The organism is Dechloromonas denitrificans (genome assembly GCF_020510685.1).
GTDB lineage: Bacteria > Pseudomonadota > Gammaproteobacteria > Burkholderiales > Rhodocyclaceae > Azonexus > Azonexus denitrificans_A.
In genome coordinates, this window is sequence record NZ_CP075185.1 from 3,655,880 (window position 1) to 3,670,053 (window position 14,174).

Sequence of the window (14,174 nt, forward strand, 5' to 3'; positions counted from 1 at the left end):
AGGCTAGTGGCGGGCGTAGATCGAGGTATCGCCGTCCGGCTTGACGAGCAGCGTCTCGTATAGCTCGCGGCGGACGCGGCCCTGGCCGGTGTCGCCATCAAGCACGGTGCAGGCGGTATCGCAGGTCGGGCTGGAGAATTCCCGGCCCGGCGCGCCGAGCGGCAAACCGGGAACGGACAGGCCGCGCGCCTTGCGCTTCTCGCGCAGCAACTCCTTGATATCGTCGGCCGGCACATGGCCTTCGACGAAATAGCCGGCGACCGTCGCGGTCGGTTCGGCCTCCAGATGTTTCGGCACTTTCAAGCGGCGCTTGACGGCGGCCATGTCGTCGCTCGGCACCAGCTTGACGGTAAAGCCGTTGTTGCGCAGATGTTCGGCGTAATCGATACAGGCCAGGCAAACCGTCGGCGCATACACGGTAACCGGCGGCAAGGGCGCATCGGCGAATGCGGCGCCGGCCAGCCAGCCCAAGGTGATCAACGTCATCCGCTTCAGCATGGCTTGCCCGCCTTGCAGCCCTTGAGCATCCACAGCGAAATCACGCCGGCGGCCTCGTCGGCCTTGACCTTGCGCGCCATGGCGGTAGCGTCGCGCCCCTGGTTGTTTTTCAGCAAGGGATCGGCGCCGCCATTGAGCAAGGCCAGCGCATGCTGTGCGCGGCTGGCATAGGCAGCCATGTGGATCGGCGTCGAACCGTCGAGATCGCGGGCATTCGGATCGGCACCGGCGGCGAGCAGAGCGGCCATGGCACTGAGATCCGGATTCATTGCGGCAAGATGCAGAGGCGTCGAGCCGAGCGCCGTGCGCACGTCGCGCAGGCTCGGGTCGGCCTTCAGCAGACGGGAAAGTTCCGCCCCGCTGCCCTCGCGCGCCGCCTGATGAATCGGCAACTCGACCACGCCGCTCTGGGCCGAGGCCGGTGGGGCCAGCAGACAAAATATGGCGAATGCCATGAATATGGAACGCATGTTCTTCTCCTGATTAGCCGGCAGATTATCGGGGTTTATCAGCCGACTGCCTGAACTTCGATCAAATGTAAAAAATCAGACAACAACATAACGAAGATGTTGCTCGGCAACGGCAACAAGTTCCGACACATGGGTGGGCGTGGCAGCATACACCAGAACGGAAGATCGCTTTTTTGCACGCCGCCTCCCCCAATTCAAACCGGGCACATGAAAAAACGGCGACTGTTTGCACAGTAGCCGTTTTTTGGGGCCGACAAGTCGGCCAGCCATACCTGATCGACTCTCCTTCCTCGCCGTCCAAACGCCGAAGAAGGAGGCGGAAATCAGCGGTGGCGACTGCCCGAGCGATGCTGCGGCGGGCTGCCGGCGTTCTGGGCCGGCCTTCTCGCCTGCGGGCCGCCCGGCTGCTGCGGCTTGCGCCCGCCGCGCGGCGGCTGTACCGGACGCGGTGCAGCATGCGCCGACGGCTCGAAGCCTTCGATGACTTCACGCTCCAGCTCGCGCTTGATCAGTCTTTCGATATCGCGCAGGCTGCCGCGCTCGTCGTGACAGACCAGCGAAATCGCCTCGCCTTCCATGCCGGCCCGGCCGGTCCGGCCGATCCGGTGCACATAATCCTCGGCGATATTGGGCAGCTCGAAATTGATGACGTAAGGCAGCGCATCGATATCGAGACCGCGCGCCGCGATATCGGTGGCAACCAGCGCAACCAGTTTGCCTTCCTTGAATTCGGTCAGGGCCCGGGTGCGGGCGCCTTGCGATTTGTCACCGTGCAGCGCGGCCGAGCGGATGCCGGACTTTTCCAGCGTCTTGGCCAGCGCATCGGCCCCGTGCTTGGTCCGGGCGAAGACCAGCACCTGATGCCAGCCGCGCGTCGCGAACAGGTGGCACAGCAGTTCCTTCTTCTGCTCCCGATTGGTTTCGATGACGCGCTGCGTCACCGTTTCCGCCGCCGTATTGCGGGCGGCGACATCGACCGAGACCGGATTGTGCAGCAGGCCGCTGGCCAGCTCGCGGATTTCCGGCGAGAAGGTGGCGGAGAACATCAGGTTCTGGCGTTGCTTGGGCAACAGCGCGATAAGCTTGCGAATGTCGCGGATGAACCCCATGTCGAGCATGCGGTCGGCTTCGTCAAGAACGAAAATCTCGACTTTCGAAAGATCGACGGTGCGTTGCTGGACGTGGTCGAGCAATCGGCCCGGCGTCGCCACCAACACATCGACACCGCGGCGCAGGTTGGCGATCTGCGGATTGATGCCGACCCCGCCGAAAACGGCCAGCGAGTTGATCGGCAGATGCTTGCCGTAGGTGCGCACGCTCTCCTCGACCTGGATCGCCAGTTCGCGGGTCGGCGTCAGGACCAGCACGCGCGGCGTCTTGGAAACGCGGGACACCTGGGCGTTCGGGCCGGAAGTCAGGCGGTGCAGGATGGGCAGCGTGAAGCCGGCGGTCTTGCCGGTGCCGGTCTGGGCCGAGGCCATCAGGTCGTGCCCGGCCATCACGGCGGGAATCGCTTGTTGCTGGATCGGGGTCGGCGTGTCGTAACCCTGCTCGCTGACAGCGCGCAGGAGTTCGGCCTTAAGGCCGAGTTCGTTGAATTGCATGGAAAACTCCGGAAAATGGGAGGAACGCCGCATGAGCGGCGAAGAAAATCAGTGAATGCCTTCGATGTAGTAGTCGATACGGCCGCGTGGCGCCAAGTATTCGACTACCTCGACCGGCAGTTTGGCGGGGCTGATCGCCGCCTCGATGGTGGACTCGGCCTCACTCAGGTCGAGCAACAGAGCCTCGTTGCGTGGCACGCTCGGGTCGTGCAGCATGATCAGCGGGTGCAACAGGTCGTTGCTGTTGGTTTCAACGACCAAACCGATACTGCCATCGCTCAAGGTCACGAAGCAGCCGGGCGGATAAACCCCGATCTCCTTGACGAACAGTTGCAGCAGTTCCGGATCGAAATTGGCCTTCTCCTGCTTGAACATGAAGGCGACCGCTTCGGACGGTGTCTTGGCAGTTGTCAGGTCGAAGGGATTGCACAGGTTATCGTAGCGGTTGGCAATCGCCGCGATACGCGCCAGCCGGGGAATCTTGGCGCCAACTAGGTGGTTGGGAAAACCGTTGCCATCCCAGCGTTCGTGGTGGCAGGCGATGACATTCCTGACCGGCACCGGCAGGTCGCGAATCGCCGCCGCATACTTGATGCCGTAGCCGACATGCGCCTGGTAAAACTGTTCTTCGGACGGCGTGCGCCGTGAATTGCGCAGCACCCGGGCCGGCACGTCGGCCTTGCCGATGTCGTGAAACATCGCCCCCAGGCCCAGCCAACGCATCTCCTCCTCGCCCAGCTTGGCCGCCTTGCCGAGCAACAGGGCGAGCACGACAACGTTCATCGCGTGATGCGCCGGGCCGGTCTCCTTGACCTTCATGTTGACCAGATGCACGGCCACGCTTTCGGCATCGAGCAGGTGATCGACCAGACGGCCGACCGTCGACTTGGCACGCCCACAGGATTCGTTGGGGCGCGCGCCGAGATCGCGCAGAATTTCACCGATCCCCGTCGCTTCCTGCTCGAACAAGCGTTCGCAGCGGGCCAGGCCTTCGCGCTGCTGGCGCACCCGCTCGGTGCGCTCGCGTTTGGCATCGAGCATCGAATGGAGCACGGCCGACGAGAAATCGACTTCCTCACCTTCGTGGCTGTTCTTCTCCGGCAGCGGCTGGGCGGTGCTGCGTGCCGGATCCCACGCCACCGTCTTCAGACCGAGGCTGCGCAGAACCTTGATCTGTTCTTCACTGGACAGGCGAAAACGGTTGAGCAAAAACGGATGATCGAGCCACCGCACCTCGTCGATCGAGATGAAAACGCCGGGCTGCAGGAGATCGACCGATACCGTTTGCTTCATCAGCCGATCAACGACAGGCCGCGCTCGAGATCGGCCTGCAGATCCTCCGCCGCTTCGAGACCGACGGCGATGCGCAGCAGCACTTCGCTGATGCCGGCCGCCGCCCGCGCTTCCGGAGAAATGCGGCCGTGCGTGGTCGAGGCGGGATGGGTAATGGTGGTCTTGGTATCGCCGAGGTTGGCGGTAATCGACAGCAATTTGCAGTTATCGACGACCTGCCAGGCCTGCTCGCGCGCCCCCTTCACTTCGAAGGAAACAATCGCCCCGCCGCTCTTCTGCTGGATTTTCGCCAACTCATATTGCGGGTGCGACGGCAGGCCGGGGTAGAACACCCGGGCTACCTTGGGGTGGGCTTCCAGCCAGCTCGCCAGGCGCAGGGCGTTGGCGGCCTGCGCGTCGATGCGGATTTTCAGTGTTTCGAGACCCTTCAACAGCACCCAGGCGTTGAAGGCCGACAGCGTCGGGCCAGCCGTGCGCAGGTACTTGAAGACTTCCTCGGTGAGTTTCTTGGCCCCGCAGACCGCGCCGCCAAGGACACGTCCCTGACCGTCGAGAAACTTGGTCGCCGAGTGGACGACCAGGTCGGCGCCCAGTTCGAGCGGCCGTTGCAGGATCGGCGTGCAGAAGCAGTTGTCGACCGCGACCAGAATGCCCTTGCCGTGGGCAATGGCGGCCAAGGCCCGGATATCGGCGATTTCGGTCAGCGGATTGGACGGCGTTTCGAGGAAGAACAGCTTGGTTTCCGGGCGGATCGCCGCTTCCCAGGCCGCCGGATCGGTGTGCGCAACGAAGGTCGTAGTGATCCCGGTGCGCGACAGGATGTTGTTGAACAACTGCACGGTGGCGCCGAACAGGCTGTTCGAGGCAACGATGTGATCGCCCTGCTTGAGGTGCGCCAGACAAAGCGCCATGATCGCCGACATGCCGCTGGCCGTGGCGACGCAATCCTCGGCGCCTTCCAGCGCGGCGAGGCGCTCCTCGAACATGGTGACGGTCGGGTTGGAGAAACGGGCGTAAACATTGCCCTCTTCCTCGCCGGAAAAGCGCCGGGCGGCATGCGCCGCACTGTTAAAGACGAAGCTCGAGGTCAGGTACAGGGCTTCGGAATGCTCGCCGAACTGGCTGCGCTCCTGGCCGGCACGGACGGCCAGGGTTTCCGGGCGATAGGCGGCGTCCTGGTCGAATGCGCTCATCAGTCCTGGGCCTCCGAAGCCAATTGCAGCACCAGTTGCTGGGCGGCATTGCCATCGCCATCATCGTCGTTCTTGCCCGCCTTGCCGCCGCGCTTGCCTTCGACGGCATCGAGGTAGTACTCGTCGATATCGCCGGTGATGTAGCAACCATCGAAACAGGAGGCATCGAACAAGGTCAGGTCGGCACGCAGCTTGGTCACCGAATCCTTCAACGCGTCGAGATCCTGATAGACCAGCGCATCGGCCCCGATTTCGCGGGCGATGCCCTCGCCATCACGGCCGGTGGCAATCAGTTCGGAGCGGGTCGGCATGTCGATACCGTAAACATTCGGGAAGCGCACCGGAGGTGCCGCGGAAGCGAAATAAACCTTGGTCGCCCCGGCCGCCCGGGCCATTTCAACGATTTCCCGGCTGGTCGTCCCGCGGACGATGGAATCATCCACCAGCAGCACGCGCTTGCCCTTGAATTCCTGGCCCACGGTATTGAGCTTCTGACGCACCGATTTCTTGCGCATCGACTGCCCGGGCATGATGAAGGTCCGGCCGACGTAGCGGTTCTTGACGAACCCTTCGCGGAACGGGATGCCCAACGCCTGCGCCAGCTGCATGGCCGACGGCCGGCTGGAGTCGGGAATCGGAATGACGACGTCGATGTCCTCGACCGGAATGTGCTTCTTGACCTTTTCGGCGAGCGCTTCGCCCATGGCCAGACGGGCTTCGTAAACGGAAACGCCGTCGATGACCGAATCCGGCCGGGCCAGATAGACATATTCGAAAATACACGGCGCGTAGATCGGCTGTTGCGCGCACTGGCGGCTGTACAGCTGATGATCGAGACTGACGAACACCGCCTCGCCCGGCTCGATATCGCGGACCATCTCGAAGCCCAGCGTATCCAGGGCCACCGATTCGGAAGCGATCAGATACTCCGTTCCCTCGGGCGTCTGGTTCTGACCATACACCAGCGGCCGGATGCCGTACGGGTCGCGAAAAGCGAGCAAGCCGTAACCGGCAATCAGGGCGACCACGGCGTAGGCGCCGCGGCAACGGCGGTGCACCCCGGCGACCGCCTGGAAAATGCTGTCGACATCCAGCTCATAGCCGTGCGAAGCCGATTGCAGCTCATGCGCCAGCACATTGAGCAGGACTTCGGAGTCGGAATTGGTGTTGATGTGCCGGCGATCGAGACGGAACATCTCGCCCTTCAACTGCTCGGCATTGGTCAGGTTGCCGTTGTGACCGAGCACGATGCCGAACGGCGAATTGACGTAGAACGGCTGGGCTTCGGCAAAGTTGTAGGCCGAACCGGCGGTCGGGTAGCGGACGTGGCCGATACCCCAGTTGCCGGGCAGAGCCCGCATGTTGCGCGTGCGAAAAACGTCGCGCACCAACCCCGGCCCCTTGTGCAGGTTGAAGGTATTGCCTTCCGCGGTAGCAATCCCGGCCGCATCCTGTCCGCGATGCTGAAGCACCATCAGACCGTCGTAAAGCAACTGGTTGACCGGCGATGTCGCCACCACACCTAAAATCCCGCACATAGTTTTTTTCCTGCCTAACTAAATCGAATTCGTTTTGCCAAATCGTCCGGCAACCATTGTCTGGCCACCAAAACCGCTGTTTCCAACGGCGGCGAAAGCGTCGCTTCGCGCCACCATGACTGCTTCGGAGCGGCGGTCATGCCACCCAGGCCAACCAGCACCATGGTGACCAGCACGCCCCGCACCAAACCAAAAATCATTCCCAACAAACGGTCCGACAGGCTCAAGCCAAGCGCCTTGACCATGCTGCTCACTGCCCAGCGGACCAGCGCCATCGCCAGCAACACGCCGACAAAAATCAATACACAACCGGCCAGCGTCCGCACCGATGGGTCGGCGATGCCGGTGAACACGGTCTGCCCGGCCGGGCTACCGAACTCGACGGCGGCAAACACGCCAAGCACCCAGGCGCCCAGCGCAATCACCTCGCCAACCACGCCGCGCCACAGCCCGAAGAGCAGCGACAAGCTGATGATGCCGATCACGACATAATCGAACGTCGTCATTGTTTTGCTGCAACAACCCCGGAAACGCCGATACGCTGCATCTTCGCCGCCGCCGCCTCAGCCGCTTCCCGACTGGCAAAAGGCCCGGCCCGGACGCGGATTTTCTTGCCCTGCGGCGTATCGAGCGGCTCGCTGAAGACCTTGATGCCCTGCTCGCTCAGCTTGGCTTTCAGGTTTTTGACATTCGCTTCGTTGGAAAATGCCCCGATCAACACTAAAAATTCTCCGCCCTTGGCCGCCGGCTTGGCCTCGGCACCCTGTCCGGCAAGAATCGCCGCGGCTCGCTTGGCATCGTCATTCTTGACCACCGGCTTTTCGACGGGTTTGTCCGCCGCTTTGGCAGCCGGTTTGTCCACCGGTTTCTCGGGCGTCTTGGCAACCGGCTTCTCGGGAGCCTTCTCGGGCTTGACGACGGGCTTCTCAACAGCCTTGTCGGCCGGCGCTTCCTTGACCACTTCGACGACGCGAGCGCTCGGCGCCACCGCAGCCTTGGGCTCCGGCACTTCGGCCGGCGGCTTGGCTGCCGTGTCGACGGGTGCGACAGCGAATTTCGGGGCAAACGGCTTCTCGTCCTGGCCGGGAATGCGAATCTCCACATCCTGCACGACCTGCCGCGGTTCGTTATCCATCACCAGCGGCAGCACGATGGCCACCACCGAAACGAAGGCGACCGCACCCACCAGCCGGCGACGGGCGCGCTTTTTGAGTTGCAACTGGGTATCGTTGTCTGCCATGTACTAGGGTTTCTTCCGCAACGCTTGAAGCGCTCCGGCTACCGTGTAGAACGAACCAAAGGCCAGGATTCTATCACTTTCGGCGGCCCCTCCCTTCGCTGCCTGCATTGCCGCAGCGGGTGAGGCATGGCAGACGATCTCACCGCCCAGACCGGCATCGACGATGACGGCGGCCAGGGTTTCGGCTGTTGCGCCGCGCGGGCCGGGCAAAGTCGCCAGATGCCAGATGTCAATCTTGCCCTTCAAAGGCAGCAAAGCCCCGACGATATCCTTGTCCTTGAGCATCCCGAGCACGGCATGGGTGCTATTGAAGAAGCCCATATTCGCCAGATTGTCGGCCAGCACCTTGATCGCCTGCGGGTTGTGGCCGACATCGAGGACGATGGCCGGCTTGCCCGGCAGCACCTGAAAGCGGCCGGTCAGTTCGGTTTCGATCAGGCCGGGACGAATCGCCTGCATGGTCACCGGCAACCGGTCGACCAGCGCTTCGAGCGCGGCCAGCGCTACTGCCGCGTTGTACAGCTGGGTCGGTCCACGCAGGCCGGGATAGGCCAGCGAGCGCTTCAGCAACCGCTCGCCGGAGCGACACCACCAGCGCCATTGCAGGCGGTTTTCACCGCTGTCGGCCGGCGGACGCTCGAAACCGAAATCGCGGCCGATCAAGCGCAAGTCGGCGCCGATCGTCGCTGCGTGGTCAAGCAGGCTGTGCGGCGGCTGCGGATCGGCGCAGAAAGCCGGCTTGCCGGAGCGGTAGATTCCGGCTTTTTCAAAACCAATGCGCTCGCGATCCGGCCCCAGCCAGTCGGTGTGATCGAGGGCCACCGTGGTGACGATGGAGACATCCGGCTCGTAGGCATTGACCGCATCCAGTCGTCCGCCCAGACCGACTTCCAGGATGGCAGCTTCGACGCCGGCGGCGGCAAACACTTCCCAGGCGGCCAGCGTCCCGAATTCGAAGTAGGTCAGCGCGACACTGCCGGCTTGCTGGCGCGCCGCTTCGACGCGAGCGAAGGCGGCACACAGCGCCTCATCGGCAACCGGCCGACCGTTCAGGCGAACCCGCTCGTTGTAGGCCAGCAGGTGCGGCGAGGTATAACAACCGACCTTGTAGCCGGCACGGTCGATGATGTTTTCCAGATAGGCGCAGGTCGAGCCCTTGCCATTGGTGCCCCCGACGACGATGACCGGGCAATGCTGGGTCTGGCCGAGGGCCGCCTTGACGAGACGAATCCGATCCAGACCCAGCTCGATACCGGCCTGACCTTTCGGATGCAGGCCTTCGAGATGGAGCAGCCAGTCGTCGAGCGTCTTCAAGCGGCAGCCGGCAATTTTTGCAACAGTGCCAGAACGCGCGCCACCTGATCGCGCATTTCGCGACGGTCGACAATCATGTCGATGGCGCCCTTTTCCATAATGAATTCGGAGCGCTGGAAGCCTTCCGGCAAGGTTTCGCGCACCGTCTGCTCGATGACGCGCGGGCCGGCAAAGCCGATCAGCGCCTTCGGTTCGGCGATGACCACGTCACCGACAAAGGCGAAGGAGGCCGAAACGCCGCCCATGGTCGGATCGGTCAGGATCGAGATGAAGGGCAGGCCGGCTTGCGAGAGCTTGGTCAGCGAGGCCGTCGTCTTGGCCATCTGCATCAGCGAAAACAGGCCTTCCTGCATGCGCGCACCGCCGGAAGCGGTAATGCAGATGAAGGGCATTTTCTGCTCGACCGCGACCTGGACGCCACGCACGAAGCGCTCGCCGAGCACGGAACCCATCGAGCCGCCCATGAACTGGAACTCGAAAGCGGCGGCAACGACCGGCATGGTCTTGATCGCCCCTTGCAGGCAAACCAGGGAATCGCTCTCGCCGGTCGCCTCGTTGGCTTCCATCAGACGATCCGGGTAGCGCTTCGAGTCCTTGAACTTCAGGGTGTCGACTGGCACGACTTCGGCGCCGATCTCGAAACGGCCTTCCGGATCAAGCAGCAGATCGAGACGCTGACGGGCATTCAGGCGATTGTGGTGGCCGCACTTGGGACAGACCTGGAGATTGTTTTCCAGATCGGTCGCGTACAACACAGCCTCGCACGACGGGCATTTGCTCCACAGGCCTTCGGGCAGCGAACCGCGGCGCTGAACGCCCTGTTCGCGCTTGATCTTGGGGGGAAGAAGCTTGGTCAGCCAACTCATTGTTTCACCTCATCGACACCCCGACGAATATCCGCGACCAGTGCTTTCACATTGGCACAGGCGGTTTCGGCGGTGGATTTTTCAATTTCTTCAATAATCCGGCTGCCGACCACGACAGCATCGGCAATACGGGCAATACGGGCAGCGGTCGACGCGTCACGAATGCCGAAACCGACGCCAACCGGCAGGCCGGTCTTTTCCCGAATCAGCGGCAGCCGTTCGGCGACTGCCTCGATATTCAGATTTCCCGCCCCGGTCACCCCGGCCAGCGAGACGTAGTAAACGTAACCACTGGCCACGGCGGCGACCTGCTCGATGCGCGCAGCAGTCGAGGTCGGGGCGAGCAGGAAAATCGGATCCATGCCGTGCGCCTTCATCGTCGCGCCGAAGCTGGCCGCCTCTTCCGGCGGGTAATCGACGACCAGCACGCCATCGACGCCGGCCTGTGCGGCGTTGACCGCAAATTTTTCCAGGCCCATCGCCTCGATCGGATTGGCATAGCCCATCAGCACTACCGGCGTCTTGCCATCGGTCGCCCGGAAGGCAACCACCAGTTCGAGCACCTTGCGCAGGCTCATGCCCTTGGCCAGAGCACGTTCGGAGGCACGCTGGATGGTCGGACCGTCGGCCATCGGGTCGGAAAACGGCACGCCGAGCTCGATGACATCGGCGCCGGCGTCGACCAGGGTGTGCATCAGCGGCAGGGTCAGCGCAGCGTCGGGATCCCCGGCGGTGATGAAGGGAATCAGCGCCTTGCGGCCTTCGCCGGCGAGGCGTTCAAAAGTGGATTTGATGCGCGACATCAGAAAGTGATCCCGGATTTCTCGGCCACGGTGTGCATGTCCTTGTCACCCCGACCGGAGAGGTTGACCAGCAGAATTTTGTCCTTGGCCATGCTCGGTGCCAGCTTGGCAGCATAGGCCAGTGCATGGCTCGATTCGAGCGCCGGGATGATGCCTTCGATGCGGCACAGGGTATGGAAGGCGGCGAGCGCCTCGCTGTCGGTCACCGTCACGTATTCGGCGCGGTGGATATCCTTCAGCCAGGCATGCTCGGGGCCGACACCGGGATAGTCGAGACCGGCCGAGATCGAGTGGGTTTCGATAATCTGACCATCCTCGTCCTGCAGCAGGTAGGTGCGGTTGCCGTGCAGCACGCCAGGCACTCCCTCGGTCAACGAAGCCGAGTGGCGCCCGGTTTCGATCCCCTCACCAGCTGCCTCGACGCCGATCAGGCGGACACCATCGACGGGAATATACGGATAGAAAATACCCATCGCGTTGGAGCCGCCACCGACGCAGGCAATCACCGCATCCGGCTGACGCCCGGCCATTTCCGGCATCTGCGTCAGACATTCCTCGCCGATGATCTTCTGGAAATCGCGGACCAGCATTGGGTAGGGGTGCGGGCCGGCCACCGTGCCGATGATGTAGAAGGTGTTGGCGATGTTGGTCACCCAGTCGCGCATCGCTTCGTTCAGCGCATCCTTCAGCGTCTTCGAGCCGCTTTCCACCGGCACCACCGTCGCACCGAGCAGTTTCATGCGATAGACGTTGGCGGCCTGGCGCTTGACGTCCTCGCTGCCCATATAGACCACGCATTCCATGCCGTAGCGGGCGGCGACGGTCGCCGTCGCGACACCATGCTGGCCGGCGCCGGTTTCGGCGATGACCCGCGGCTTGCCCATACGGCGAGCCAGCATGGCCTGGCCGATACAGTTGTTTACCTTGTGGGCACCGGTGTGATTGAGGTCTTCGCGCTTCAGATAGATCTGCGCGCCGCCGAGCATCTCCGACCAGCGCTTGGCGTGGTAGATCGGCGACGGACGGCCGACGAAATGCTTGAGTTCGTACTCGTACTCGGCACGAAAAGCGGGATCGGCCTGCGCCTCGGCATAGGCCGCTTTCAGTTCATCAAGCGCGCCGAACAGGGTTTCGGCAACGAAGACGCCACCATAAGGACCAAAATGGCCACTGGCGTCGGGAAAGTTATACGGGCTATGGGACATGGCAAAACTCCTTGGAAAATTGGACGAAAAAGAACGACCGTCCGACTTCAAGGATGATTCGCCAGATGGTGCCGCCAACAGGTTCGGGTGAGCCCACCCGCCGATTCCCGCATATTCCCTACCCTTCGTTAACTGCCACGTCCGCCGCGCGCACGGCGGCGACGAAGGCAGCGATTTTCGCGTGATCCTTGATGCCCTTGCCCATTTCCACTCCGGACGAAACATCCACTGCCGCCGGATGCACACGCCGCACGGCATCGCCGACATTCTCGGCGGTCAACCCGCCGGAGAGTACCAGAAAGCCCGGCAAGCCTGACGGGATCAGCGTCCAGTCGAAAACATGACCGCCACCGCCGTAACCTTCGACGAAGGCGTCGAGCAGCAAACCGCGACTCTCGGGAAACGAGCCGGAGAATTCTACCAGATCGAGTCCCGGCCTCACCCGCGCCGCCCGCAGATAGGGCTGGGCGAACTGGCGGCAATAGGCGGGATCCTCGTCGCCGTGAAACTGCAGCAGGCTGATCGGCACCTGCCGGCAGACGCTGCGCACGGTTTCCGCTGTTTCATTGACGAACAGGCCAACGACATCGACGAACGGCGGAATCCGCTTGACCAGCTCAGCCGCCTGCTGCGGCGTTACGTAACGCGGGCTGGGCGGATAGAAGACGAAGCCGAGCGCATCGGCCCCGGCGGCTACCGCCGCATCGACATCTTCGGCGCGGGTCAGACCGCAAATCTTGATTCGCGTCTTCACTTCAGCACTCCATCGAGAAAATCATCGTCCGGATCGGGCAAGCCCCAGTGTGGCTCATAAATCGGCCCACGAAAATAGAGACCATCCGGCGAGAAGGTCGGTGCCGCCTGTTTGCGGTCCCTGGCCAGCAATAATTCGTCGATCCAGGCCGGCGACTGCGTTCCCTTGCCGATGTAAACCAGACTACCAACCAGATTGCGCACCATATGATGGAGGAAAGCACTGGCCTCGAAATCGAAAACAAAGAGACTGCCCTGCTGGCGCACGTCGGCCCGCCACAGCGTTTTCACCGGCGTCTTGGCCTGGCAGCCGGCGGCACGAAAAGCGGAGAAGTCGTGCTCGCCGAGCAGGCCACGCGCCGCCTCCTGCATCGGCCCCAACTCGAGCGGCCCATGGAACCAGCCAACCCGGCCGGCCCAGAGGCCCGGACGTTGCGGCCGATTGAGCAGCAGATAGCGATAACGCCGACCCCGCGCACTGAACCTGGCGTGAAACTCGGGATCGACGGCTTGCGCCCAGCGCACTGCGACCCCCTCCGGCAAATGCGAATTGACGCCCCGTACCCAGGCAGTCAGCGGCCGCTCGACCGGCGCATCGAAATGCACGACCTGATGGCTGGCATGTACGCCGGCGTCGGTCCGGCCGGCACAGATCACGCCGATCGGCAGGCCGGCGATTTCACGCAGCGCGGCCTCCAGCGCATCCTGCACCGTGCCGCCCTGCAACTGGCTCTGCCAACCATGAAAGCCGCTGCCAAAATACTCGACCCCCAGCGCAATCCTCACAGCAACGACGCTCCCAGCAACATTGCGGCGATCAGCACGACGGCCCGCGTATCGGCCGCGCGCCAAGCTGGCTGGCTGAGATGCAGGACGTTGGGGCCAAGCGCGTGATCCGGTTCGGCGTCGAGCATTTTTTTCCACGCTCCCTTTTCGGGTGGTGACTGGATATTGTCCATGACCAGCGACACACGGACGACCAGACGCTCGCTGTCCAGCCCAAGTCGCCCAACCGGCAACAGCAACGCCCAAAGCGCGCCAACCAGACCGTCACGCCCCAAACGATTGAACAGCCAGGCAAGACTGCCCAGCATGACCAGCAGGCGAGCCGCCTGCAGATTGGCTTCGCCCAGACCTTCGTAGGTCGGCGCCCAGGCCAGATCCCACAACGCTTCACCGGGCGTGTTGTAGGCAAGAATGAGCCAGAGCATCAACAGCAGCCAGCGGGCGCGCCGAATATAACCGAGCCACGGCCGGGCAGCGCCAGGGGCCGAGAGAATGACGACCAGCGCCAGCAAGCCCAACCCGGGATAACCGAGAAACTGCACGGCAAGCACAGCCGCCAGCCAGGCGAGCAAGGAAACGGAAGGATGCAAAGCGGACCCCAAAAATGCACA

General features: G+C 63.1%; 15 protein-coding genes. All 15 read right to left on the bottom strand.

All coding sequences use genetic code 11. From position 1 onward, the window contains the following. Nucleotides 1-3: 3 nt before the first annotated feature. Entirely contained in the window at nt 4-498 is a 495-nt protein-coding gene (locus KI611_RS17485; protein ID WP_226416929.1) for a DUF411 domain-containing protein, read from the bottom strand. After that, the gene (locus tag KI611_RS17490; protein WP_226416930.1) at nt 492-968 is read right to left on the bottom strand and encodes an ankyrin repeat domain-containing protein; all 477 of its coding nucleotides are present in this window, start codon (nt 966-968) and stop codon (nt 492-494) included. Before KI611_RS17490 ends, KI611_RS17485 begins: the two co-directional genes overlap by 7 nt. A gap of 323 nt (nt 969-1,291) precedes the next feature. After that, nucleotides 1,292-2,572 carry a DEAD/DEAH box helicase gene (locus tag KI611_RS17495; protein ID WP_226416931.1) on the bottom strand — a complete coding sequence of 427 codons (1,281 nt, stop codon included), beginning with the start codon at nt 2,570-2,572 and terminating at the stop codon, nt 1,292-1,294. Nucleotides 2,573-2,620: 48 nt separating this feature from the next. After that, nucleotides 2,621-3,865: an HD-GYP domain-containing protein gene (locus tag KI611_RS17500; protein WP_226416932.1), complete on the bottom strand. Its 1,245-nt coding sequence runs from the start codon at nt 3,863-3,865 to the stop codon at nt 2,621-2,623. After that, nucleotides 3,865-5,058 (bottom strand): O-succinylhomoserine sulfhydrylase, encoded by a 1,194-nt coding sequence (locus KI611_RS17505; protein ID WP_226416933.1) that lies wholly within the window; start codon nt 5,056-5,058, stop codon nt 3,865-3,867. Before KI611_RS17505 ends, KI611_RS17500 begins: the two co-directional genes overlap by 1 nt. Continuing rightward, nucleotides 5,058-6,596, bottom strand: coding sequence for an amidophosphoribosyltransferase (purF, locus tag KI611_RS17510; RefSeq protein ID WP_226416934.1), 1,539 nt, complete (start codon nt 6,594-6,596; stop codon nt 5,058-5,060). Before purF ends, KI611_RS17505 begins: the two co-directional genes overlap by 1 nt. 14 nt (nt 6,597-6,610) lie before the next feature. Further along, nucleotides 6,611-7,081, bottom strand: coding sequence for a CvpA family protein (locus KI611_RS17515; RefSeq protein WP_264180077.1), 471 nt, complete (start codon nt 7,079-7,081; stop codon nt 6,611-6,613). 17 nt (nt 7,082-7,098) lie between these two features. After that, a complete protein-coding gene (locus tag KI611_RS17520; protein WP_226416936.1) occupies nt 7,099-7,836 on the bottom strand; it encodes an SPOR domain-containing protein in 738 nt (245 codons plus the stop codon). 3 nt (nt 7,837-7,839) lie between these two features. Further along, nucleotides 7,840-9,150: a bifunctional tetrahydrofolate synthase/dihydrofolate synthase gene (gene folC / locus KI611_RS17525; RefSeq protein WP_226416937.1), complete on the bottom strand. Its 1,311-nt coding sequence runs from the start codon at nt 9,148-9,150 to the stop codon at nt 7,840-7,842. Beyond that, nucleotides 9,147-10,016 (bottom strand): acetyl-CoA carboxylase, carboxyltransferase subunit beta, encoded by an 870-nt coding sequence (accD, locus tag KI611_RS17530; RefSeq protein WP_226416938.1) that lies wholly within the window; start codon nt 10,014-10,016, stop codon nt 9,147-9,149. The genes folC and accD overlap by 4 nt, the downstream gene beginning before the upstream one ends. Further along, nucleotides 10,013-10,819, bottom strand: coding sequence for a tryptophan synthase subunit alpha (trpA, locus tag KI611_RS17535; RefSeq protein ID WP_226416939.1), 807 nt, complete (start codon nt 10,817-10,819; stop codon nt 10,013-10,015). Before trpA ends, accD begins: the two co-directional genes overlap by 4 nt. Continuing rightward, on the bottom strand, nt 10,819-12,024 hold the full coding sequence (gene trpB / locus KI611_RS17540; protein WP_226416940.1) for a tryptophan synthase subunit beta: 1,206 nt from the start codon (nt 12,022-12,024) through the stop codon (nt 10,819-10,821). The genes trpA and trpB overlap by 1 nt, the downstream gene beginning before the upstream one ends. Before the next feature lie 118 nt (nt 12,025-12,142). After that, entirely contained in the window at nt 12,143-12,778 is a 636-nt protein-coding gene (locus tag KI611_RS17545) for a phosphoribosylanthranilate isomerase (protein WP_226416941.1), read from the bottom strand. Further along, nucleotides 12,775-13,563, bottom strand: a complete 789-nt coding sequence (gene truA, locus KI611_RS17550; protein ID WP_226416942.1) for a tRNA pseudouridine(38-40) synthase TruA — start codon at nt 13,561-13,563, stop codon at nt 12,775-12,777. Before truA ends, KI611_RS17545 begins: the two co-directional genes overlap by 4 nt. Then, a complete protein-coding gene (locus tag KI611_RS17555; protein ID WP_226416943.1) occupies nt 13,560-14,153 on the bottom strand; it encodes a hypothetical protein in 594 nt (197 codons plus the stop codon). Before KI611_RS17555 ends, truA begins: the two co-directional genes overlap by 4 nt. Between the last annotated feature and the right edge of the window lie 21 nt (nt 14,154-14,174).

Coding starts and splice junctions, on each gene's coding strand:
- KI611_RS17485 (WP_226416929.1), bottom strand. CDS start 498: ATGCTGAAGCGGATGACGTTGATCACCTTGGGCTGGCTGGCCGGCGCC.
- KI611_RS17490 (WP_226416930.1), bottom strand. CDS start 968: ATGCGTTCCATATTCATGGCATTCGCCATATTTTGTCTGCTGGCCCCA.
- KI611_RS17495 (WP_226416931.1), bottom strand. CDS start 2,572: ATGCAATTCAACGAACTCGGCCTTAAGGCCGAACTCCTGCGCGCTGTC.
- KI611_RS17500 (WP_226416932.1), bottom strand. CDS start 3,865: ATGAAGCAAACGGTATCGGTCGATCTCCTGCAGCCCGGCGTTTTCATC.
- KI611_RS17505 (WP_226416933.1), bottom strand. CDS start 5,058: ATGAGCGCATTCGACCAGGACGCCGCCTATCGCCCGGAAACCCTGGCC.
- purF (WP_226416934.1), bottom strand. CDS start 6,596: ATGTGCGGGATTTTAGGTGTGGTGGCGACATCGCCGGTCAACCAGTTG.
- KI611_RS17520 (WP_226416936.1), bottom strand. CDS start 7,836: ATGGCAGACAACGATACCCAGTTGCAACTCAAAAAGCGCGCCCGTCGC.
- accD (WP_226416938.1), bottom strand. CDS start 10,016: ATGAGTTGGCTGACCAAGCTTCTTCCCCCCAAGATCAAGCGCGAACAG.
- trpA (WP_226416939.1), bottom strand. CDS start 10,819: ATGTCGCGCATCAAATCCACTTTTGAACGCCTCGCCGGCGAAGGCCGC.
- trpB (WP_226416940.1), bottom strand. CDS start 12,024: ATGTCCCATAGCCCGTATAACTTTCCCGACGCCAGTGGCCATTTTGGT.